Consider the following 20,421-nt stretch of genomic DNA (forward strand, 5'->3'; position numbering starts at 1 on the left):
TCATTTGTGAGGCAAAGTTTTTCGAATCTCAACTGTCTGCTTCTGCTTTTCTTCTTGGATCGAGCCGCAATGCTTCCGGCGTCAGCGAGCGATCGGCCGGCTGCGTCTTGAAGGCATCGCGATTCTCGATCGGCACCGGAGCGCGGCGGCTGATGCGCAGCAGCGTGTAGCCGGCCAGCGACAGATGCGCGAAGGCGGTCGCCAGGAACAGACCCTCCGGTCGCATCCAGCCCATCAGCGCCGCCGCCAGCAAAGGGCCGATCATGGTGCCGAAGCCGTAAAGCAGCAGCAAGCCGCCCGATACCTTGACGAAATCCTCAGCACGGGCGTGGTCGTTGGCATGGGCCACGGCGATCGAATAGAGCGTGTAGGCGAAGGCGCCGTAAGCGGCGGTCAAGACGATGACAAAGACGGCGGAGCGCGGCTCGAAGAGGAAGACCAGCAGTGCGACCAACGCCGCGCCAAAAGCGGCACCGGCGAGCACGAAACGGCGGTCGGTCTTGTCGGACAGACGCCCGGCCGGCAGCTGCATGGCGGCGCCGGCGACGACGACAAGGCTCATCATCAAGGCGATCTCGGCCGTGGAAATGCCGATACGGGCGCCGTAGACGGCACCCAGCGTACCCCAGGCGCCGTTGGCGATACCGACCAGCAGGCAAGCGACCGCCGACACCGGCGAGTTGGCGTAGAGCCCCTTGACGTCGAGCTTGACGTCCTGCAGCGGTTTGGGGAGCGATGCCGAAGAAACCGCGGTCGGGATCAGCGACAGGCAGAACAGGATGCCGGTGATCATGAACAGCGATGCGGATTTCACATCGCCGCCGGCGACGATCATCTGCCCGCCCATGATCGAGGCATAGGTGACCATCATATAGAGGCCGAAGACGGTGCCGCGGTTCTCGTTGGTGGCTTTCTCGTTCAGCCAGCTTTCGATGACCATGAAGGCGCCGGCCATGGTGAAGCCGGTGAAGGCACGCAACAGGATCCAGACATATTCGTCGATGATCAGGCCGGTGAGCAGCGCCACGATGGCGCCGGACGCGGCAAAGGCGCCGAAGGCGCGCACATGTCCGGCGCGGCGCACAAGGCGCGGCGCGAAGAAACAGCCGGTGACGAAGCCACCGGCCCAGGCAGTGCCCATCAGGCCGAGCGATGCGGTCGAGAACCCCTCCACCTGGCCGCGCAGGGGCAACAGCAGCCCATGCAGACCCGATGCCGCGAGCAGAAAGGCAGTGCCGCGAAGCAGGGAGAGGATCGGTCGGTAGGATGCGAGCATTTTTTGATCCGGCTGGACTCTGAAAGGGATGGCAGGGTCTGAAGACAGTCGCATTCCGGCTTTTCAGCGGCGAGCCGTCCCGCCCCGGTCCACTATCCGCGGCGGAACAGTGCCTCGGCGGCCGATTTGGTGTTGTCCTTGGCCTTGAGCTCCGCTTCCAACCTGGCGATTTCTTCGCGCAATATGGCGATGCGCTCCGACAGCTCACCGACGGAGAGCAGCGACAGGTCCTGCCCGATCTCGTGCGGGCGCGCCTTCTTCTCGGGTTCGTCGTCGAAGATCGCCATCGTTGCTCCTCCTCCGCCACACCAGATTGGCCATTTGCCTGATTTGGCAATCAGCATACATAGGGCAAGGGCGTCGATGCAAACAGCCGGTAAGAATGCGGCGAGGAAAGGCGGGAAACTTCATGGCGAGCGGACAGAAAATTCCGGCGAGGATGACGGCGATCGCGATCTCGGAGCCGGGTGGCCCACGGGTGCTGAAACCGGAAACGCGCGACGTGCCGCAACCCGGCCCCGGCGAGATCCTGATCAAGGTGCATGCAGCCGGCGTCAACCGCCCCGACGTGCAGCAGCGCAAGGGCGCCTATCCGCCGCCGCCCGGCGCATCGGACCTGCCGGGCCTCGAAGTGTCGGGCGAAGTGGCAGCCCTTTGTGACGAGATATCGCGCTGGCGCATCGGCGACCGGGTCTGCGCGCTGACGCCCGGCGGCGGCTACGCCGAATATGTCAAGGTTCACACCGGCAGCGTGCTGCCGCTGCCAGCCGGGTTCACCCACACGGAAGCGGCGGCGGTGCCGGAAAACTATTTCACCGTCTGGCACAATGTGTTCGAACGCGGCGGCCTGAAGAAAGGCGAGACGCTGCTGGTGCATGGCGGCTCGTCCGGCATCGGCACGACGGCGGTCCAACTGGCGTCGGCCTTCGGCGCCTATGTCATCACCACCGCCGGCTCCGAGGAAAAATGCGATGCCTGCCTGAAGCTCGGCGCCGACCGCGCGATCAACTATCGCGAGGAGGATTTCGTCAAGGCGGTAAAAGAGGCGACGGATGGCAAGGGCGCCAATGTCATCCTCGACATGGTCGGCGGCGACTATGTCCAGCGAAACTATGAGGCCGCCGCCGTCGAGGGCCGCATCGTCCAGATCGCCGTGCAGGCCGGCGCCGTCGCCAGCGCCGATTTTTCCAAGATCATGGTCAAGCGGCTGACCCATACGGGTTCGACGCTGAGGCCGCGCACCGTCGAGTTCAAGGCGGCGATCGCGGCGGCTCTGGAGGCGCAGGTGTGGCCGCTGCTCGGCACGCGCAAGGTGGCACCCGTCATGGACATGATCTACCCGCTCACCGATGCCTGGCGCGCGCATGAGCGGATGGAGGAGGGCGAGCATATCGGCAAGATCGTGCTCGACGTCGGTTAGGACGCGCCGATATTCCGGTGAGGCCGGCCTGCAAATGGCTGATACCTGCGCTTCCGGCCTTCGCCGGCCGAAGCACTCATCTGGGCGGTCGCGGCAGCCAAGGCTATGGCCGGCGTAGGCCGGTGCTCGCGTACTTAAGTACGCTCCGCTCGTCGCAGGGCGACCCCGGAACCCACCATTCTCGACTCGGCCTGACCTGAATCTCGACACGTCCTGCGCCGAGGACTGCCTACGAGATGAACAGAAGCTTAATGGTGCAATGCAGCATTTGCATCATTGCTATGCAAAATCGGCCGTTCAAGTCCCCATCGATGATCACTATCTGTGCAGCATCGAAACGAACACCCCATCAGGAGGACTACCATGAACCCGATCCGCGCTTTCCGTAACTGGCGCATGTACAACGAGACCGTGCGTGAACTGAACAAGCTCAACGCCCGTCAGCTCAACGATCTCGGCATCAACCGCGCCGACATCGAACGGATCGCCCGCCAGGCGATCTAGTTTGAGCACGACCCGGCCGCAAGGCCGGGCTCATGCTGAGAAGTAGAGCCGTCGCAGACGTTTCCCGTTTCCGGTTCCGAGCCCGCTGGACCCGTCCAGCGGGTTTTGTCTTTTTGGGCCCAGGCAATTGCACTGGCAATTCCAAGGGGCGCGTGCAGCACTTCTGCGTCTCGTTCAAAAGTGCCCGTCCCTTCGGCCGAGGTTAGCCATTCGAATGTGCTTGCCGGTTCCTGAACGCATCGGGGCCGCCGCACTTCCAAAAACATTGCGAAACAGCAAGGGAACGGTTATACAGGCCGCGAATTTCCCATTTTGGTGGCCCTAAACCACCGCCCGCGCGGGAACGCGGGCGAACGAGAAGGATTTTTTAAATGGCCAATACGCTGCTGATGCCCAAGGCGACTGCCGTCTGGCTGGTCGACAACACCGCGCTCTCCTTCGAGCAGATCGCGCAGTTCTGCGGGCTGCATCCGCTCGAGGTCAAGGCGATCGCCGACGGCGAATCGGCGCAAGGCATCAAGGGCATGGACCCGATCATGACCGGCCAGCTGACCCGCGACGAGATCGCGCGCGCCGAGAAGGATCCGAACCAGCGCCTGAAGCTTTCCGACCCTAAGGTGCGGGTGCCGGAATCCAAGCGCAAGGGTCCGCGCTACACACCGCTGTCGAAGCGCCAGGACCGGCCGAACGCCATCCTGTGGCTGGTGCGCAACCATCCCGAGCTCAAGGACGCGCAGATTTCGCGTCTCGTCGGCACCACCAAGTCGACGATCGAGCAGATTCGCGAACGCAAGCATTGGAATTCGGCCAATCTGCAGCCGATGGACCCGGTGACGCTGGGTCTCGCCTCGCAGATCGACCTCGACATGGAAGTCAACCGCGCCTCGCGCGGCCGCGAGCAGGCGCAGCCGGTTGGCGACACGCTGCTGCCGGCCGCCCTGACCGAGCGGCTGGTGCCGGCTCCGGAAAAGCCGAAGGACGAAGATGCCGAACTCGACGCCAACGCCGTGTTCGCCAAGCTCTCGGCGCTGAAGTCGAAGAACGAAGACGCGGACGACGAGTGAGGAGAGGTCGGCCTTGGCCGATCAATCGACAACGATTTGTCGATTGAAGCGACGAACGCCCGGAGCCATAGCGAAGGGCAGTCCGAACTAAAAAAGCCCGCTTCGAGCGGGCTTTTTATTCCATATACAATCTCAGCTTCGCGCCACGCGGTCCGGTGCCATGCCGTAGTCTTCGCTGCGCTCCACCGCCCGGTAGAAGTCGGCGAGCTGCTTGCCGCGCTCCGGTTTGAAGATGCGGCCGGCGATCACCACCGAGGCGATGCGATCGATGCGGAAGGCGCGGAAATCGTCGCGCATTTCGCACCAGGCGACCAGCGTCCACACCTTGCCCCAGAACCACAGGCCGAGCGGCCTGATGTCGCGCGCGGTGCCGCGGCCGGCCTCGTCGCAATAGTCGATGGTCAGCACTTGGCGTTTTTCGACCGCACGCTCGATCAGGTCGATCGCCTCGCGGGCGGCGTCGCTGACCACCCACATCGGTGTGTGGATCTCGGTGCGGGCGATGCGATCCTTTTCGGCATCGGGCAGCACGGCGCCGATCTTGACCAGCGCCTCGTCGGCGGCCCGTGCCATGGCGGCGCCGCCAAAGGCGCGCACCATGCGCGCTCCCGCAACCAGCGCCACGATCTCGTCACGCGTGAACATCAGTGGCGGAAGGTCGAAACCCTCCCTCATCATGTAGCCAACACCGGCCTCGCCGTCGATCGGCACCCCGGTCGACTGCAGGTCGGCTATGTCGCGATAGATCGTTCGCTCGGAAACCTCGAGCCACGTGCCGAGCTTCTGGGCGGTGACCAGACGGCCACCACGCAGATGCTGCACGATCTGAAAGAGCCTGTCGGCGCGGCGCATCTTTTGCTTCCCCAGTATTGTTGCTGGAGCGGCTCCTGGACCGGAGCCACTCCCAGACGACATGCATTACGGTTTCAGTCCTTCGCGCTTACGCTGAGCGGCGACGAACTCCGCGCCAAAGGACAGTTTCTTCGTTGTTGGCGTCTTCTCATCGAGCACGCGCCAGAAGGGGGCGACGTCGCTCAGCGTCATGCCGCGATCGAGGTCTTCCTTGGCGGCTTCGGCAACCGTGCGCAGATGATAGCCTGTTGTGACCGGGCATGTCACTTCGGCGCCGTGTTCGATGGCAAGGGCGGTGCGCAACGCACGGATATCCATCTCGACGCCTGCGGGAATCGACCGGATAAAGTCGTCGACCTGGCGTGCCGTTGGCACCAGCATCGGCTGGCCCTCGACCACGTCACCCACCGTGCGCGGCGTCGGTTTCACGCCGTTGATGCCAGGCGTATTCAGCCTGTCGTTCCAACTTTTCATCGATTGTCCTCTCGGCCGGCCATGCGCATTATCCCACCATCGCATGCACCTCCTGACAGCATACTGTCAGGAGGCTTCAGCATATTCCCTGACAAACAGCGTTCGCATCTGAGCGAGATCGCTGGCTCTTTCGGGATAGAGTGTCTTCAGAAAGGCAAGGGCAAAGGTGCCGGGCGCAGAACCCGGCGCGGACACGATCCTGCCGTCGGCGACCGCATGCGGCACGTCCTGATAGTTGCTGTCGCCAGCATAGCCGGCTTCATGTCCGTTGATCCAGTCGCGGCCATTGCTGGTATGCCTGGCTTCTTCGAACATACCCGCACGGGCCAGCGCCAGCGTGCCGGCGCAGATACCGCCAACCACACCACCGCGCGTTGCTACTGCATTGAGCAGTCGAGCGACATCCGGCGGTGCCGTGCCCGCCCACTGGTCGGAACCGATGACGGCAACGGCGTCAAGATCGGCATTCTCTTCGACGCCGACCGAACGGTCGGGCGTCAGCCGAAAACCGCTGATTCCGGTCACGGGCTTGCCTTCGGGCGTCAGCGACACGGCGCGAGCGCCGAACCATTCAACCGCCGAGGCCGCAAGCAGCCCATATTCCCAGTCGGCAAAACCTTCGATGAAAAGGAAGCCGATTGTCTTCTGATCGGGCATAAGCTCGCTCCATCCCCCAGCGCGCCGCAGCTTTGTTGTCATGCATGTCGTGCCCCCAAAACCGGGGGCCACTTTTGGGCGACATGCATTGACATCTGGGCATTGGCGCGTCCATGTCCAATATCGACGTCGAAAAATTCGCCTCAATTGCCGAGGGAGCGACGTTCCGCATACATATCCGGCCAGCCGATATCCTTGCGGACGTCCGCAGGCAGCGCGTTCAGGAAACGCTGTGTGCGGATTTCGTTGCGCATGGTGCGAACCTTGCCGACATAATGCTGCATGCCGCGCAGAATGGTGTAACCGTTCATGACCAGTCTCCTCTCTTTTGATGGAGACACTATCGCACACCCCTCCTGACAGCAGTCTGTCAGGAGGATGTCAGGCGCTCAGCGATAGTTACGCCTCGACGCGTCTCTTTGAGGGGAAGCCTTTTTTCGATGCCGTCGCGCCCTCGCTGCAGCAAGCCGCGGAGCGCCTGATTGTTCACCGTAGGTGCAACAATATGTGCGGCATTGTTCATCTCATGGCGACGGACTGTCAGGATTGGCGGCCTTCAGCGCCGTGACCGCAGTTCTGATATGAAAGGAGAAAATTCTTCCCCAAAACCAGGGAGACGACCATGAGCCTGCAACTGACAGGAATCCACCATCTGACCGCCATCACCGCCAATGCCCCGGGCAATCTTCACTTCTACACGAGGGTGCTAGGCTTGCGGCTGGTCAAGAAGACGGTGAACCAGGACGACACATCGGCCTACCACCTCTTCTATGCCGACGGCGAAGCGACTCCGGGCACCGACCTTACCTTCTTCGACTGGCCGGTTGGCCGCGAGCGGCGCGGCACCCACTCCATCGCGCGCACCAGCCTCAGGGTCGGCAGTCCCGAAAGCCTTGCGTGGTGGAAGCAGCACCTGGCCGGTGAAAACATCGTGACAGGAGAGGTTGCCGACATTGGCGGCTATCCCAGCCTGGATTTCGAGGATCCCGAAGGCCAGCGCCTGCGGCTCATCAGCGATGGTGGCAAGGGCGGCAGCCATCCATGGGCGCAAAGCCCGGTGCCGGCTGAGCATCAGATCCGCGGGCTCGGGCCGATCGTCATCAGTGTCCCCGACATCACCAACACCGAGGCGGTGCTGACCCGGGTGATGAACATGCGCAAGGGCCGCGACTATGCCTCGCCGGACGGCGAGGGCCAGGTCCATGTCTTCGAAATGGGGGCTGGCGGGCCGGCGGCGGAGCTTCATGTCGCCGTGCAGCCAGGCCTGGCGCCAGCAAGGCAAGGCGCCGGCGCTGTTCACCACGTCGCCTTCAGGGCGCCGGACCAGGAGACGTTGCATCAGTGGACCGCCCGTCTGGCCGAATTCCGCCTGCCGTCGAGCGGCGAGGTCGAGCGTTACTACTTCCGTTCGCTCTATTTCCGCGAGCCGAACGGCATCCTGTTCGAGATCGCCACAGACGGGCCGGGCTTCACCGCCGATGAACCGCTGGAGACGCTGGGTGAAAGCCTGGCCCTGCCGCCGTTCCTTGAACCGAAGCGCGCCTCGATCGAAGCTGGTCTCAAGCCGCTGAAATAGATCGCCGCCTGAAGGTGGGCGCCACGTTTCCGGTTCGGATTGTGGCGCCTGTGCTTTCTCAGAGATCGAACAAGGCGCTTTGACAGCCAGCCGCGTTGCTGGTCAAAGGCGACATGACGAAACTCCTTGCCCTTGTGATCATCGGCTTCATGGTCATCCAGCTGATCAAACCGATCGGATGGCCGGGGCTCAAGCGCCGCGGCGATTTCTGGAAGCTGGCGCTGCTCGCCATGGCCGCGATCTCGTTGGCCGCCGTGCTTGGGCATTTGACGTAGCCTGCGCATGACAGGACCGCCGCCGCAAAGTCAGCCGGCAAGCACCAGGCCGACGAGATGTTCCGCCCAGGCGCGGTAACCTGCCTCCGAGGCGTGGAACCCGTCGGAGGCAAAACCGGCCTCGGGGTTGGTGATCGGCAAGCGTGGCGCCGGCACTGCGCCGCGCTCCAGGCAGAGGCGTTCACCCATCCGGTTCATTGCGGTGGCGCGGATCTCGAGGATCTTGCCGAGCAGCGGCGGCATGGCCGGCGCCCGCGTGAATTCGAGCACCGGCGACCACACCACGCGCGCCTCCGGCCATTTGGCGCGCAAGGCGTAGAGCAAGCCGCCGAACTCCTTCTTGAAGCGCGGCACCGAATGAAAATTCTTGGTGTCGTTGGTGCCGATGGCGAGCACGATATGCGTCCACGGATCGGCCGACAGATTGGGCAGGACATGGTCGCGGATCTGGCCTGACGTCGCCGAATTGAAGCCAGCGGCGCGCCAGCGTACGGCGCGGCCGGTGCGCTGCGCGATCAGCACGGCGAGTTGCGCGGCAAGCCCGTCTTCGGAATTGCCGATGCCGACCGAGGCGGCCGAGGAATCACCCAGCACCAGAAGCGAGATTGCCGGCGCCTTACCAGCGAGGTCGTGCATGACTGGTCCCCGTGCCGGCAGCATGCGCGTGGTGCGGCGGCGCACGCCGAGTCCCTGCCAGATATAGACTGGGAAGGCGAGCCAGGTGAGAGAGGCCGGGAAGCGCATGACGGAACCGTGGAATGATCTGCGGCAGGCTTAGCGCATGTTTGGGCCGAGGTGAACGGATCCTTGCACTGCCGGCCCGTGCCCTAAGGGCATGCATCGCCCTGCTGCGACCTGTTCCCATATTCATCGTGCAGCCGTACCCAGTCCATGAACGTGCCGTAAGGACCGGTCTCGTCACGGCCTTTCGGTGCGATGTCGAGATACTGATAGGCGCCGATAAACTGTTCGCTGCCACGGGCGCGCGACATGAAGGTCAGGAAGAGGTCACCGGTTTCGTTCTTGTGGAAGACAGTGGTGCCGGGCAGGTCTTTCGACGTCAGCACCGGTGTTTCGAAATTGTAGACCGCTTCGCCGGATGCGATCTGCTTGTCGGTGAAGGATACCTGCATATCGAAGTTGAAGTCCGAGGCATAGGAAGACACCCAGTCGAACTGCCAGCCCATGCGCTGCTTGTAGGGCAGCAGCTCAGCGAGCGGCGCCCGCGACACGGCGACAAGCGACACGTCATGATGCCTGAGATGCCGGTTGGCGCCATCCATATGGTCGGCGACGAAGGCACAGCTTTCGCAGTGATGGTTGGAACCTGGCGCGAACACGAAGTGGTAGACGATCAGCTGGCTGTTGGCGCCAAACAGGTCGGCCAGTCTCTTCGGCCCTTGTTCGGTCTCGAAAACATAGTCCTTCCTGATCTTCAGCCAGGGCAGTTCGCGCCGCTCGGCCGCGATGCGTTCGCGTAGCCGTGTCAGTTCCTTCTCGCGGGCCAGATGCGCCTTGTGCGCCTGGAACCAGTCTTCGCGTGAAACAACCTTGTTGCGATGCATGAACCTCTCCCTGTCTCTCATCCCAAGGACGTTCGGGATGGGCGCAAACCGACATCGCCGCCGGCAACGCCCACAGGAAATAGGAACGAGGAGGTCTTCCCCCAAATCCGCAGGCAACAAAAACCCGGGCGCATCGGCCCGGGTTCGAAGAGAGGCGGAAGAGTTGGGATCAGGCGGCCTGTTCGAGGCTCGCTTTCCATTTTCCGAGCGCCGCCAGATAGTTCATGTGGGCGCGGTGGGTGAAGGCGGCCTGGCCGGCGGCGACGTTCGACGCCTTGCCGCTCCATGCCTTCTGCGGGGCGGCCTGCAGTGCGCGGCCATAGGAGAAGGTCAGCTTCCACGGATGCGGCCCGATGGCGTTGATGGCGTTGAGGTTGGCGGTCGCCTCCTCGTCCTCCTGGCCGCCGGAAAGGAAGGCGATGCCCGGCACCGCCGTCGGCACGGTCTCGCGGAACAGTTTTATCGTCATCTCGGCGACCTTTTCGGGACTGTCCACCGTGCCCGACTTCTTGCCCGACAGAACCATGTTGGGCTTCAGGATGGTGCCTTCGAGCACGACGCCCGCCGCATGGAGTTCATCATAAAGCTTGATCAGGGTCGCCTTCGAGACCTCGTAGCAGGTGCCGATGTCGTGGGCGCCGTCCATCAGCACTTCCGGCTCGACGATCGGCACGATGCCGGCCTCCTGGCAGAGGGCGGCATAGCGGGCGAGCGCATGGGTGTTCGCGTTGATCGAATTGGTCGAAGGCACGCCCTTGCCGGTATCGATGTCGATCACCGCGCGCCATTTGGCGAAGCGGGCGCCGAGCTTGTAGTAATCGGCAAGCCGTTCGCGCAGGCCGTCGAGGCCCTCGGTGACGGTGTCGCCGGGAAAGCCGGCCAGCGGCTTGGCGCCGGCATCGACCTTGATGCCGGGAATGGCGCCTGATGCCTTGATGATGTCGACCAGCGGCGTGCCGTCGGCGGCCTTCTGGAGGATCGTTTCGTCATAGAGGATGACGCCGGAAATATACTTGGTCATCGCGTCCTTGGCGCGGAACATCATCTCGCGATAGTCGCGGCGGCTGTCGGCGGTCGATTCGACGCCGATGACGTCGAAGCGCTTTTTGATCGTGCCGGAACTTTCGTCAGCGGCCAGCAGGCCCTTGCCGTTGGCCACAATCGCGGCGGCAATGTCTTCGAGACGTTCGCTCATCATGCTTCTCCTGAAAGGGGTTCGTTCCGCGCTTAACGGAAGTCTACCGCCAAAGGAATGGCATCGGAAAGCTCGAATCGATTGAAAGTCGAGAGCGCCACTGAGCGCTCTCTCTATGTTGATGGTCTCAGCGCTTCAGCACGTCGACGCCGGGCAGCGGCTTGCCTTCCATCCATTCCAGGAAAGCGCCGCCGGCGGTCGAGACATAGGTGAAGTCGTCGGCGACACCGGCATGGTTGAGCGCCGCCACCGTGTCGCCGCCACCGGCGACGGAGACAAGCTTGCCGGCCTTGGTGCGCGCGGCCGCGTGTTTTGCCGCGGCAACCGTGGCGTGATCGAAAGGCTCGATCTCGAAGGCGCCGAGCGGGCCGTTCCAGACCAGCGTCGCGGCGCGGTCGATCCACTCCGCGATCGTGGTCACGGTCTTTTCGCCGACATCGAGGATCATGCCGTCGGCCGGCACGTCGGAGATGGCGACCGTCTCACAGGCTGCACCGGCCTTGAATTCCTTGGCGACGACGCCGTCGACCGGCAGGATGATGGCGCAGCCGGCTTCGGCCGCCTCGATCATGATCTGCTTGGCGGTCGGGGCGAGGTCGTGCTCACACAGCGACTTGCCGACATCGGTGCCGCGCGCGGCAAGGAAAGTGTTGGCCATGCCGCCGCCGATCACCAGCGCGTCGACCTTCTTCACCAGGTTCATCAACAGGTCGATCTTGGTCGAGACCTTGGCGCCACCGACGATGGCGACGACCGGGCGGACCGGATTGCCCAGGCCTTTCTCCAGCGCTTCGAGCTCGGCCTGCATGGTGCGGCCGGCAAAGGAGGGCAACAGACGCGCCAGTCCCTCGGTCGAGGAGTGGGCGCGGTGGGCCGCCGAAAAGGCGTCGTTGACGAAGATGTCGCCATTGGCGGCAAGCCGCTCGGTAAAGGCCGGATCGTTCTTCTCCTCGGTCTTGTAGAACCGGGTGTTTTCCAAGAGCAGCACGTCGCCCTTGTTCATGGCGGCGACAGCGCTTCCCGCCGTGTCGCCGACGCAATCCGAGGCAAAGCCGACGGGACGGCCGAGCACCTGCGCCGTTGCCCTGGCGATCGGCTCAAGCGAGAATTCGGCGGAAGGGCCATCCTTGGGCCGGCCGAAATGGGCAAGCAGGATGACCTTGGCGCCCTTGCCGGACAGTTCGGCGATGGTCGGCGCGATGCGTTCGATGCGGGTGGCGTCGGTGACCTTGCCGTCGGCGACGGGAACGTTGAGGTCGACGCGCACCAGCACGCGCTTGCCGCTGATGTTGCCGATATCGTCCAGTGTCTTGAAGGCAGCCATGCCGGTCCCTTTCCTCGGAAAATCGCCGGGACCATACCTCGCATCAATGACGATGCAAGGCTTTGGCCGCGGTGCGGGGCGAAATTTTGCGGCGGGCGGGGACATAGTCCGTGAAGATCGCCCCACGCGGATGGGGTGAGGCAAACAATCGCCCTTGTCAGCTCCCGGTCGTTGCCTTTTCAACCGGTGGCTCAGGCGGCTCATCTGTCTGTGCCGCCTCCTGCGTCTCGGTCGGCTTGCGCCAGTTGCGGATGAAGGCGCTGAGACGGTCGCCCATCTCGCCGGCGCTCAGGAACACCGGCACCCGCGCCACCGGCGCGGTCGGTTCGAAGGAGAGGCCGAGACCCGTGATCCTGCCCTTGTCGTCGACATCCCTGACGATCAGCTCGATCTGGCCAATCAGCACGCGATCGGCATATTCGGCATGGCCGCCAAGCCGCGCCGTGACCAGCGCGCCGACGGTCTGCTTCTGCTCCGCCTCGGTCAGGCCCGGCGCGTAAGCGGCTTCCAGTTCGGCGGCGGAGCGAGCCGGGTCGACGGCGAAGGCGCCGAAGAAATCGGCGTCTTCCGGGTCGACCACCGCGCGGCTGGCAAACAGTTTGTCGAGCAGGCGCGGATAGCGGTCCGGCACGAAGATGTAGACCTGGTCGCCGGCGGCGAGCCGCCCCATGTCCTGGAAGCGCATCGAGCGTCCGTCGCGCAGCACCAGCGAGGGCCGCGCCCAGCGCGGAATGCGCTCGCCGCGCGCCACCGGGCTGCCATGCGCCACGCGATAGGCGAGAAGCTCGTGATGGGCGGAGCCGGGGAGTTCGAGTTCGACCTTGTCGAGTGGGCCAAGCCGCGCCGGCACGATGAGGCCGAGGCGACGCGCCAGCGGCCCGACGGTCCAGCCCTGGGTGACCAGCGACACCAGAACGATGATGAAGGCGGCGTTGAAGATGGTGCGGCCGTTCTCCAGCCCACCAAGCAGCGGCGTGATGGCGAGCAGGATCGAGACCGCGCCGCGCAGGCCGACCCAGGAGACGAAAGCGACTTCGGGACGTGGCAGGCGGAACGGGATCAGGCAGAGCCAGACGGCGATGGGCCGCGCGACAAACATCAGGAACAGGCCAAGCGCTATCGCCGGCACCATGATCGCCGGGAATTGCGAGGGGGTGGCGAACAGGCCGAGGATCAGGAACATGATGATCTGCGCCAGCCACGACATGCCGTCCTGGAAGCGCTTGAGGATGGTGACGGCGCGGATGTCGGAATTGCCGGCGATGAGGCCGGCGATATAGACCGCCAGGAAGCCCGAGCCGCCAATGGCGCCGGCGGCGGCGAAAATCATCAGCGACAGCGTCAGCACGAAGATCGGCAGCAGGCCATGGTCGAGGTTGAGCCGGTCGACGAGGCGCACGATGGCAAGGCCGCCGAGCACCCCGACAATGGCGCCGAGGCCCATATTGACGAGGAAGCCAAGGATCAGGCTGGTGGCGAGCACATTGGCTTCGGGATTGGCGTGGGCGGCGATGATCTCGACCAGGGTGATGGTCAGGAAGATGGCGATCGGGTCGTTGGTGCCGGATTCCACCTCGAGCGTGGAGCGCACGCGCTCGCGCAGATTGATCTCGCCGGCGCGCAGCAGGAAGAACACCGCTGCGGCATCGGTCGAAGCGACGGCGGCACCGAGCAGGAAGGATTCCAGCCAGCTGAGGTCGAGCAGATAGTAGGCGGCTGCTCCGAACAGGCCGGTGGTGATAAGCACGCCGAAGGTCGCCAGCGAAAGGGCCGGTCCCGCCGCCTGCCGCAAGGCGTTGAGCGGCGTGCCGAAGCCGGAGTCGAACAGGATGACCGCCAGCGCCAGTGAGCCGGCAAAATAGGCGATGCGGGCATTGTCGAATTCGATGCCGAGGCCGTCGGTTCCCGTGGCGAGCCCGATGCAGAGAAACAGAAGCAGGAGGGGGGCGCCGAAGCGGAAGGCGATCAGGCTCGAAAACGCGGCGGCGACAACAAGCGCCGTGCCAACCAGCGTAACGAGATAGATCGCATGCTCCATCCGTGATTTGCCCCTAGAATTCCTCTGTCTTCCCGATTCAAGGGAGAGTGAGGCGAAGGCATGACCAGTGCAAGGCGGGAGGGTGGTTTTTAGGCTGAAGCCGCTGATTTTCGGACAGTACGGCGTTGCTACTCCGGCAAATGAAAACGCCCGGACAGAGCCGGGCGTTTCAAGTCTCTGGAAGAGGGGTCCGCGATCAGGCGATGGTCTTGCCGAAAGCGACGGCGGTGTCGCCCATGCGGTTGGAGAAGCCCCACTCATTGTCGTACCAGGACAGCACCGAAACGAAGTTGCCGTCCATCACCTTGGTCTGGTCGAGCGCCATGATCGACGAACGCGGATCGTGGTTGAAATCGATCGACACGTTCGGGTGATGGGTGACGCCGAGGATGCCCTTCAGCTTGCCGTTGGAGGCGGCGATGACCGCTTCGTTGATTTCCTGGACCGTGGTCGCGCGCTTGGCGATGAACTTGAAGTCGACGACCGAGACGTTCGGAGTTCGGCACGCGGATCGAGATGCCGTCGAGCTTGCCCTTGAGGTCGGGCAGCACAAGGCCGATGGCCTTGGCGGCACCGGTCGAGGTCGGGATCTGCGACAGGGCCGCGGCGCGAGCGCGGTAGAGATCCTTGTGCATGGTGTCCAGCGTCGGCTGATCGCCCGTGTAGGAGTGGATCGTCGTCATCATGCCCTTTTCGATGCCGACCGTCTCATGCAGCACGGCGGCCAGCGGCGCCAGGCAGTTGGTGGTGCAGGACGCGTTCGAGATGACGATGTGGTCTTTGGTCAGCTTGTCGTGGTTGATGCCGTAGACGACGGTTAGGTCAGCGCCGTCTGCAGGTGCGGAGACCAGCACGCGCTTGGCGCCGGCGGTCAAATGTGCGGCGGCCTTGTCACGGGCGGTGAAGATGCCGGTGCATTCGAGCGCGATGTCGACGCCCAGTTCCTTCCACGGCAGCTGCGTCGGATCCTTGATGGCGGTGACCTTGAACTTTTCCTTGCCGACGGTGATCTGGTCGCCATCGACGCTTACTTCATGGGGGAAACGGCCATGCACGCTGTCGTAGCGCAGCAGGTGCGCATTGGTCTCGACCGGGCCGAGATCGTTGACGGCGACGACGTCGATGTCCTTGCGGCCGGATTCATGGATGGCGCGCAGGATGTTGCGGCCGATGCGGCCGAATCCGTTGATGGCAACTCTGACAGTCATTTTTCTCTCCCTGGGAGCTGGAAGGCTGACGATGGGTCCGCAGCTTCATAGCGGCGGACGGGCAAAGAATCCAGCCGCAGCGACGTGGATTTAAATCGATTAGGTTGGGCCAGTCCCGACGCGATTTCGCGGGGCATTTTTGTTTTGTGCATGCCGTTGTCCCAAAACCGCGACACAGTTTTGAGCGGCATGCACAGCCTTACTTGGCGTGCAGGCAGGCTTCCGCCGCCTTGGCCGCTGCTTCGGCGGTGATACCGAAATGCGGGTAGAGCTGCTCGATCGTGCCCGAGGCGCCGAAGCCGGTCATGCCGACGAAGATGCCATCCGAGCCGATGAGATGATCCCAGCCCTGGCGGATGCCGGCCTCGATCGCCATCTTGATCGGCGCGTTGCCGATCGTCTTCTTGCGGTAGTCGTCGCTCTGCTTGTCGAACAGTTCGAAGCAAGGCACCGACACGACGCGGGTCGGGTGGCCGTGCTTCTCGAGCAGGTCGCGGGCGCCGAGCGCGATCTCGACCTCGGAGCCGGTGGCGAAGATCGTCACCGCCGCCTCGCCGCTGGCCGCGGCCAGCTCGTAGGCGCCCAGGCTGCTCAGGTTGTTGGCCGAGTGCTCGGTGCGCACCGTCGGGAGGTTCTGGCGGGTCAGCGCCAGCGTCGAGGGCGTCTTCTCGGTTTCGAGCGCGATCTGCCAGCATTCGGCGGTCTCCACCGCGTCGGCCGGACGAAAGACATTGTGGTTGGGGATGGCGCGCAGGGCCGCCAGATGCTCGACCGGCTGGTGGGTCGGGCCGTCTTCGCCCAGACCAATGGAATCATGGGTCATGACGAAGATCGAGCGGATGCCCATCAGCGAGGAAAGCCGCATGGACGGGCGGGCATAGTCGGAGAAGCACATGAAGGTGCCGCCATAGGCGATGAGGCCGCCGTGCAGCGTCAGGCCGTTGATGGCGGCCGCCATGCCGTGCTCGCGGATGCCGTAGTGGACATAGCGCTGGCCGTAATCGTCCGGCGTGATGTTCTTGGTCTGGCTGGTTTTGGTGTTGTTGGAGCCGGTGAGGTCGGCCGAGCCGCCGATGGTTTCCGGCACGGCGCCGTTGATGACCTCAAGCGCCATTTCCGACGACTTTCGGGTGGCGACCTTCGGCTTGTCGGCCGAGAGCTTCTTCTTGTAGTCGGCGATGACGGCGTCGAAATTGGACGGCAGCTTGCCGGCCAGGCGGCGCTCGAACTCGGCCTTCAGCTTCGGCTCGGCCTTGGCGAGACGGTCTTCCCAGTCGGCGCGCGGCTTGGCGCCGGCCTTGCCGGCGGTGCGCCAGGCATCGAGGATGTCGGCCGGAATTTCGAAGGGCGGCGACTCCCAGTTGAAGAACTTGCGCGCACCGGCGATCTCGTCGGCGCCGAGCGGCGAGCCGTGCGCCTTGTTGGTGCCGGCCTTGGTCGGGGCGCCGAAGCCGATGGTCGTCTTGCAGGCGATCATCGTCGGCTTGTCGGAGTGGCGGGCGGCTTCGATGGCATAGGCGATGGCTTCCGGATCGGTGCCGTCGATGTGGCTGGCGTTCCAGCCGGAGGCCTGGAAGCGGGCGACCTGGTCGGTGTTGTCGGCAAGCGAGACCGGACCGTCGATCGAGATGTTGTTGTTGTCCCAGAAGACGATCAGCTTGTTGAGCTTCAGATGCCCGGCCAGCGCGATGGCTTCCTGGGAAACGCCTTCCATCAGGCAGCCGTCGCCGGCCAGCACATAGGTGTAGTGGCTGACGAGGTCGTTGCCGAAGGCAGCGTTCATGATGCGCTCGCCGAGCGCGAAGCCGACCGAATTGGCGAGACCCTGGCCGAGCGGGCCGGTCGTCGTCTCGATGCCGGTGGCATGGCCGTATTCGGGATGGCCTGCCGTCTTCGAGCCCAACTGGCGGAAGTGCTTGATCTGATCGATGGTCATGTCTTCATAACCGGTCAGATGCAGCAGCGAATAAAGCAGCATCGAGCCGTGGCCGGCCGACAGGATGAAGCGGTCGCGGTCGGGCCAGTGCGGGGCCTTGGGGTCGTATTTCAGGAAGCGGGTGAACAGCACCGTGGCGATGTCGGCGCAGCCCATCGGCAGGCCGGGATGGCCGGACTGGGCCTTCTCGACGGCATCCATGGCGAGAAAACGGATCGCATTGGCCATCCGGTCATGTTGTTCACGCGACGTCATGGTTCCTCCAGAGGTGGGGGTTTGGGGCTTGGGAGAGCCCTTGAAAAGGGTGCGCGACACATAGCAGGCGCGGGCTTTTAGTCAACAAATCGGGTGCAGATTTGCCGGTCTTGTGATGCCGGCGGCGGGTCTACATTAGCGTTAGCAGGGGACAGTCGCGAGAGCTTTGTTGACGTTGCCTTCACCCGGTGCCTAATGTTTCCCGGATAACGCGTTCTGAACGCGAACGATTCGGTGATGGGCAGGGCACAGGACGAAGGCCATGACCGGGGAAACCACGCTCAAGGAAGTCATCTCCAGGCTGGGCAAGGCCATCGAGGGGCTGGAAAACGCCGTCGCGGCCAAGCTGGAGCATGAACGCGATTACTCGGAAGCCGAGGCCGAAGTGCAGCGGATGAATGCCGACCGCTCCCGGCTGGCGCAGGAACTCGACAATTCCGAAGCGCGCGCCGAACGGCTGGAGGACGCCAACAAGGAAGTCTCGCGACGGCTGGTGACCGCCATGGAAACCATCCGCGCCGTGTTGGACAGATAGGAGCTGGCCCATGGCACAGGTCACGGTCTCAATCGACGGCAAGCAGTATCGCATGGCCTGCGACGAGGGCCAGGAAGAGCATCTGATCGACCTCGCCGAACGCTTCGATCGCTATGTCTCGCATCTGAAGGATCCTTCGGCGAGATCGGCGACCAGCGGCTGACCGTCATGGCCGGCATCATGGTGATGGACGAACTCTCGGAACTGCAGAAGCGCGTCAAGGGCATGGAAAGCGAAGTGCTGACCTTGCGCAAGACACGCGACGAGGCGCTGACCAAGGCCGACAAGAGCGACAGCGTGCTGACCAACGCGCTTGGCGCGCTGGCGCAGCGCATGGAAGATCTGGCGACGTCGCTGGCGGTGAAATCCTAGACATTGCCGGCGCCGACAGCGAAATTTCCACATTCCCCAAGAAAAGGCGAAATTTTTTCGCGGCCTGCACCGCTGCCGGGCGACCTCAGCGTTTTGAACGTCGCCGAGGGAGTGGTAAAAGGGTGGGAGCCCGCCAACGGGCGGCATTCACAGGGGTAGGAACCATGAGCCTTCGCATCAACGACATCGCGCCGGATTTCACCGCCGAGACCACGCAAGGGACGATCAGCTTTCACGACTGGATCGGTGACGGCTGGGCGATCCTCTTCAGCCACCCGAAGAATTTCACACCGGTCTGCACCACCGAGCTTGGCACGATGGCGGGGCTGGAAGGTGAGTTCAAGAAACGCAACGTCAAGATCATCGGCATCTCCGTCGATCCGGTTGCAAGCCACGACAAGTGGCAGGCCGACATCAAGACGGCGACCGGCCAAACGGTGCACTATCCGCTGATCGGCGACAAGGACCTCAAGGTCGCCAAGCTCTATGACATGCTACCCGCCGGTGCTGGCGAGACCTCGGAAGGCCGCACGCCCGCCGACAATGCCACCGTGCGCTCGGTCTATGTCATCGGGCCGGACAAGAAGATCAAGCTGGTGCTGACCTATCCGATGACCACGGGCCGCAACTTCGACGAGATCCTGCGCGCGGTCGATTCCATGCAGCTCACCGCCAAGCATCAGGTGGCGACGCCGGCCAACTGGAAGCAGGGCGAGGACGTCATCATCACCGCCGCCGTTTCCAACGAGGATGCAATCAAGCGTTTTGGCGCCTTCGAGACCATCCTGCCCTATCTCAGGAAGACCAAGCAGCCGTCCGCCTGAAGTCGGCGCCGGGACGGTTTTGCCGTTTCTATCTCTGCGGGCCAAGTCATGCTTGACTGGCTCGCCGGGGTGGACAACCATGCTCACAATGGGTGCTGGTGGAGAAAATCGTTCCCGCCGGCGATGGGTGAGGGAGCCGGAAGTGGACGTAACTTTGGCCAGGCCAATGGTCAGGGGGTTTTACGACAAGCCGACCGGGGCCATCCAGTATGTCGTCACCGATCCGGCGACGAAGCGGTGCGCGATCATCGATCCGATCCTCGACTTCGATGAGAGATCCGGCGCGACGGGTACGAAGAGCGCTGATGCGGTGCTCGATTTCATTGGAGAAAGCGGGCTGGAGCTCGAGTGGATCCTCGATACCCACCCGCATGCCGACCATTTCTCGGCCGCGCACTATCTGAAACGGAAGACCGGGGCGTTGGTAGCGATCGGCGACAGGATCGTCGATGTCCAGAAGCTGTGGAGGGTGATCTACAACTGGCCGGATTTTCCCGCCGACGGTTCGCAGTGGGACAGGCTGTTCAGGGAAGGCGAGACGTTTGCGATCGGCAGCCTTCCGGTCAAGGTGCTGTTCTCACCCGGGCATACGCTGGCCTCGATTAGCTATGTGGTCGGCGACGCCGCCTTCGTGCATGACACGCTGTTCATGCCGGACAGCGGCACGGCGCGGGCGGATTTTCCCGGCGGCAGCGCCGCGCGGCTGTGGCGCTCGATCCAGGACATACTGGCTTTGCCCGATGAGACGCGTGTCTTCGTCGGCCATGACTATCAGCCCGGTGGACGCGAGCCCTTGTGGGAGAGCACGGTGGCCGCGCAGAAGGCAACGAACATCCATCTCGTTGCCGCCCACAGCGAGGCCGAGTTCGTGACGCTGCGCGAGGCGCGCGACCGGACATTGCCGATGCCGCGGCTGATCCTGCATGCGCTGCAGGTCAATATGAATGGCGGCCGGCTGCCGGAACCGGAAGCCAATGGAAGGCGGTATCTGAAGTTTCCGCTGGATCCGCTTTGAGGTCGCAACTCGGCGGTCAGGAACAAAAAAAGCGGCGCCAGTTTCCTGGCGCCGCC

The 20,421-nt window shown here is 63.6% G+C and carries 20 protein-coding genes and 2 pseudogenes; 9 read left to right on the forward strand and 13 right to left on the reverse strand.

All coding sequences use genetic code 11. From position 1 onward, the window contains the following. Positions 1–28 precede the first annotated feature (28 nt). Both AC0V8S_RS07975 and AC0V8S_RS07980 read right to left on the reverse strand, forming a co-directional pair. Positions 29–1,276, reverse strand: a complete 1,248-nt coding sequence (locus AC0V8S_RS07975; RefSeq protein WP_183463785.1) for an MFS transporter — start codon at positions 1,274–1,276, stop codon at positions 29–31. A gap of 92 nt (positions 1,277–1,368) precedes the next feature. Further along, positions 1,369–1,563 (reverse strand): DUF1192 domain-containing protein, encoded by a 195-nt coding sequence (locus tag AC0V8S_RS07980; protein ID WP_475437366.1) that lies wholly within the window; start codon positions 1,561–1,563, stop codon positions 1,369–1,371. A gap of 122 nt (positions 1,564–1,685) precedes the next feature. Between AC0V8S_RS07980 and AC0V8S_RS07985 the strand changes: the two genes are divergently transcribed. From AC0V8S_RS07985 to AC0V8S_RS07995, 3 genes are all read left to right on the forward strand, one after another. Beyond that, the gene (locus AC0V8S_RS07985; RefSeq protein WP_475437367.1) at positions 1,686–2,696 is read left to right on the forward strand and encodes an NAD(P)H-quinone oxidoreductase; all 1,011 of its coding nucleotides are present in this window, start codon (positions 1,686–1,688) and stop codon (positions 2,694–2,696) included. A gap of 363 nt (positions 2,697–3,059) precedes the next feature. Further along, positions 3,060–3,200 carry a DUF1127 domain-containing protein gene (locus tag AC0V8S_RS07990; RefSeq protein ID WP_006327955.1) on the forward strand — a complete coding sequence of 47 codons (141 nt, stop codon included), beginning with the start codon at positions 3,060–3,062 and terminating at the stop codon, positions 3,198–3,200. 371 nt (positions 3,201–3,571) lie between these two features. Further along, entirely contained in the window at positions 3,572–4,264 is a 693-nt protein-coding gene (locus AC0V8S_RS07995) for a DUF1013 domain-containing protein (RefSeq protein ID WP_044548374.1), read from the forward strand. Between the two features lie 132 nt (positions 4,265–4,396). Here the strand turns inward: AC0V8S_RS07995 and AC0V8S_RS08000 are convergent, their stop codons facing one another. From AC0V8S_RS08000 to AC0V8S_RS08015, 4 genes are all read right to left on the reverse strand, one after another. After that, entirely contained in the window at positions 4,397–5,116 is a 720-nt protein-coding gene (locus AC0V8S_RS08000; protein WP_095201249.1) for a helix-turn-helix transcriptional regulator, read from the reverse strand. 66 nt (positions 5,117–5,182) lie between these two features. Further along, positions 5,183–5,590 (reverse strand): hypothetical protein, encoded by a 408-nt coding sequence (locus AC0V8S_RS08005; protein ID WP_475437368.1) that lies wholly within the window; start codon positions 5,588–5,590, stop codon positions 5,183–5,185. 66 nt (positions 5,591–5,656) lie between these two features. Next, positions 5,657–6,247: a DJ-1/PfpI family protein gene (locus AC0V8S_RS08010; RefSeq protein WP_183463777.1), complete on the reverse strand. Its 591-nt coding sequence runs from the start codon at positions 6,245–6,247 to the stop codon at positions 5,657–5,659. Positions 6,248–6,390: 143 nt separating this feature from the next. Further along, positions 6,391–6,558 carry a hypothetical protein gene (locus tag AC0V8S_RS08015; RefSeq protein ID WP_183463775.1) on the reverse strand — a complete coding sequence of 56 codons (168 nt, stop codon included), beginning with the start codon at positions 6,556–6,558 and terminating at the stop codon, positions 6,391–6,393. A 311-nt stretch (positions 6,559–6,869) separates the two neighbouring features. On the opposite strand from AC0V8S_RS08015, the gene AC0V8S_RS08020 reads away from it, so the two are divergent. Then, positions 6,870–7,823, forward strand: coding sequence for a ring-cleaving dioxygenase (locus AC0V8S_RS08020; protein ID WP_475437369.1), 954 nt, complete (start codon positions 6,870–6,872; stop codon positions 7,821–7,823). A gap of 113 nt (positions 7,824–7,936) precedes the next feature. Continuing rightward, the gene (locus tag AC0V8S_RS08025) at positions 7,937–8,098 is read left to right on the forward strand and encodes a hypothetical protein (protein ID WP_080643995.1); all 162 of its coding nucleotides are present in this window, start codon (positions 7,937–7,939) and stop codon (positions 8,096–8,098) included. Positions 8,099–8,128: 30 nt separating this feature from the next. Here AC0V8S_RS08025 and AC0V8S_RS08030 read toward each other — a convergent pair whose 3' ends face one another. The 7 genes and pseudogenes from AC0V8S_RS08030 to tkt all read right to left on the reverse strand — a co-directional run bounded on the left by AC0V8S_RS08030 (position 8,129) and on the right by tkt (position 17,619). Next, positions 8,129–8,842: an SGNH/GDSL hydrolase family protein gene (locus tag AC0V8S_RS08030; RefSeq protein WP_475437370.1), complete on the reverse strand. Its 714-nt coding sequence runs from the start codon at positions 8,840–8,842 to the stop codon at positions 8,129–8,131. Between the two features lie 83 nt (positions 8,843–8,925). Continuing rightward, positions 8,926–9,663: a DUF899 domain-containing protein gene (locus tag AC0V8S_RS08035; protein WP_475437371.1), complete on the reverse strand. Its 738-nt coding sequence runs from the start codon at positions 9,661–9,663 to the stop codon at positions 8,926–8,928. Positions 9,664–9,832: 169 nt separating this feature from the next. Beyond that, positions 9,833–10,858: a class I fructose-bisphosphate aldolase gene (locus tag AC0V8S_RS08040; RefSeq protein WP_475437372.1), complete on the reverse strand. Its 1,026-nt coding sequence runs from the start codon at positions 10,856–10,858 to the stop codon at positions 9,833–9,835. Positions 10,859–10,985: 127 nt separating this feature from the next. Further along, positions 10,986–12,182 (reverse strand): phosphoglycerate kinase, encoded by a 1,197-nt coding sequence (locus AC0V8S_RS08045; protein ID WP_475437373.1) that lies wholly within the window; start codon positions 12,180–12,182, stop codon positions 10,986–10,988. 157 nt (positions 12,183–12,339) lie between these two features. Further along, complete coding sequence (locus tag AC0V8S_RS08050) at positions 12,340–14,220, reverse strand: potassium/proton antiporter (protein WP_475437374.1); 1,881 nt, start codon at positions 14,218–14,220, stop codon at positions 12,340–12,342. 196 nt (positions 14,221–14,416) lie between these two features. Further along, positions 14,417–15,428 (reverse strand): annotated as a pseudogene (gene gap, locus AC0V8S_RS08055) (type I glyceraldehyde-3-phosphate dehydrogenase). Between the two features lie 199 nt (positions 15,429–15,627). Beyond that, positions 15,628–17,619, reverse strand: a complete 1,992-nt coding sequence (tkt, locus tag AC0V8S_RS08060; RefSeq protein WP_183463751.1) for a transketolase — start codon at positions 17,617–17,619, stop codon at positions 15,628–15,630. Between the two features lie 262 nt (positions 17,620–17,881). On the opposite strand from tkt, the gene AC0V8S_RS08065 reads away from it, so the two are divergent. From AC0V8S_RS08065 to AC0V8S_RS08080, 4 genes and pseudogenes are all read left to right on the forward strand, one after another. Beyond that, positions 17,882–18,154, forward strand: a complete 273-nt coding sequence (locus AC0V8S_RS08065; protein ID WP_095089347.1) for a DUF4164 domain-containing protein — start codon at positions 17,882–17,884, stop codon at positions 18,152–18,154. Positions 18,155–18,164: 10 nt separating this feature from the next. After that, positions 18,165–18,526: pseudogene (locus tag AC0V8S_RS08070) on the forward strand (cell division protein ZapA). 164 nt (positions 18,527–18,690) lie between these two features. Then, positions 18,691–19,350, forward strand: a complete 660-nt coding sequence (locus tag AC0V8S_RS08075) for a peroxiredoxin (RefSeq protein ID WP_019861622.1) — start codon at positions 18,691–18,693, stop codon at positions 19,348–19,350. 142 nt (positions 19,351–19,492) lie between these two features. Continuing rightward, positions 19,493–20,365: an MBL fold metallo-hydrolase gene (locus tag AC0V8S_RS08080; RefSeq protein WP_244661890.1), complete on the forward strand. Its 873-nt coding sequence runs from the start codon at positions 19,493–19,495 to the stop codon at positions 20,363–20,365. Positions 20,366–20,421: the final 56 nt, after the last annotated feature.

This window comes from Mesorhizobium oxytropidicola (assembly GCF_056174625.1).

Excerpts from the sequence above, each read along its gene's own strand:
- AC0V8S_RS08075 (WP_019861622.1), top strand. The coding sequence starts at position 18,691 with ATGAGCCTTCGCATCAACGACATCGCGCCGGATTTCACCGCCGAGACC.
- AC0V8S_RS08035 (WP_475437371.1), bottom strand. The coding sequence starts at position 9,663 with ATGCATCGCAACAAGGTTGTTTCACGCGAAGACTGGTTCCAGGCGCAC.
- AC0V8S_RS08050 (WP_475437374.1), bottom strand. The coding sequence starts at position 14,220 with ATGGAGCATGCGATCTATCTCGTTACGCTGGTTGGCACGGCGCTTGTT.
- AC0V8S_RS08020 (WP_475437369.1), top strand. The coding sequence starts at position 6,870 with ATGAGCCTGCAACTGACAGGAATCCACCATCTGACCGCCATCACCGCC.
- AC0V8S_RS08040 (WP_475437372.1), bottom strand. The coding sequence starts at position 10,858 with ATGAGCGAACGTCTCGAAGACATTGCCGCCGCGATTGTGGCCAACGGC.
- AC0V8S_RS07985 (WP_475437367.1), top strand. The coding sequence starts at position 1,686 with ATGGCGAGCGGACAGAAAATTCCGGCGAGGATGACGGCGATCGCGATC.
- AC0V8S_RS08025 (WP_080643995.1), top strand. The coding sequence starts at position 7,937 with ATGACGAAACTCCTTGCCCTTGTGATCATCGGCTTCATGGTCATCCAG.
- AC0V8S_RS07980 (WP_475437366.1), bottom strand. The coding sequence starts at position 1,563 with ATGGCGATCTTCGACGACGAACCCGAGAAGAAGGCGCGCCCGCACGAG.
- AC0V8S_RS08015 (WP_183463775.1), bottom strand. The coding sequence starts at position 6,558 with ATGAACGGTTACACCATTCTGCGCGGCATGCAGCATTATGTCGGCAAG.
- AC0V8S_RS08010 (WP_183463777.1), bottom strand. The coding sequence starts at position 6,247 with ATGCCCGATCAGAAGACAATCGGCTTCCTTTTCATCGAAGGTTTTGCC.
- AC0V8S_RS07995 (WP_044548374.1), top strand. The coding sequence starts at position 3,572 with ATGGCCAATACGCTGCTGATGCCCAAGGCGACTGCCGTCTGGCTGGTC.
- AC0V8S_RS07990 (WP_006327955.1), top strand. The coding sequence starts at position 3,060 with ATGAACCCGATCCGCGCTTTCCGTAACTGGCGCATGTACAACGAGACC.
- tkt (WP_183463751.1), bottom strand. The coding sequence starts at position 17,619 with ATGACGTCGCGTGAACAACATGACCGGATGGCCAATGCGATCCGTTTT.
- AC0V8S_RS08045 (WP_475437373.1), bottom strand. The coding sequence starts at position 12,182 with ATGGCTGCCTTCAAGACACTGGACGATATCGGCAACATCAGCGGCAAG.
- AC0V8S_RS08065 (WP_095089347.1), top strand. The coding sequence starts at position 17,882 with ATGACCGGGGAAACCACGCTCAAGGAAGTCATCTCCAGGCTGGGCAAG.
- AC0V8S_RS07975 (WP_183463785.1), bottom strand. The coding sequence starts at position 1,276 with ATGCTCGCATCCTACCGACCGATCCTCTCCCTGCTTCGCGGCACTGCC.
- AC0V8S_RS08000 (WP_095201249.1), bottom strand. The coding sequence starts at position 5,116 with ATGCGCCGCGCCGACAGGCTCTTTCAGATCGTGCAGCATCTGCGTGGT.
- AC0V8S_RS08030 (WP_475437370.1), bottom strand. The coding sequence starts at position 8,842 with ATGCGCTTCCCGGCCTCTCTCACCTGGCTCGCCTTCCCAGTCTATATC.
- AC0V8S_RS08005 (WP_475437368.1), bottom strand. The coding sequence starts at position 5,590 with ATGAAAAGTTGGAACGACAGGCTGAATACGCCTGGCATCAACGGCGTG.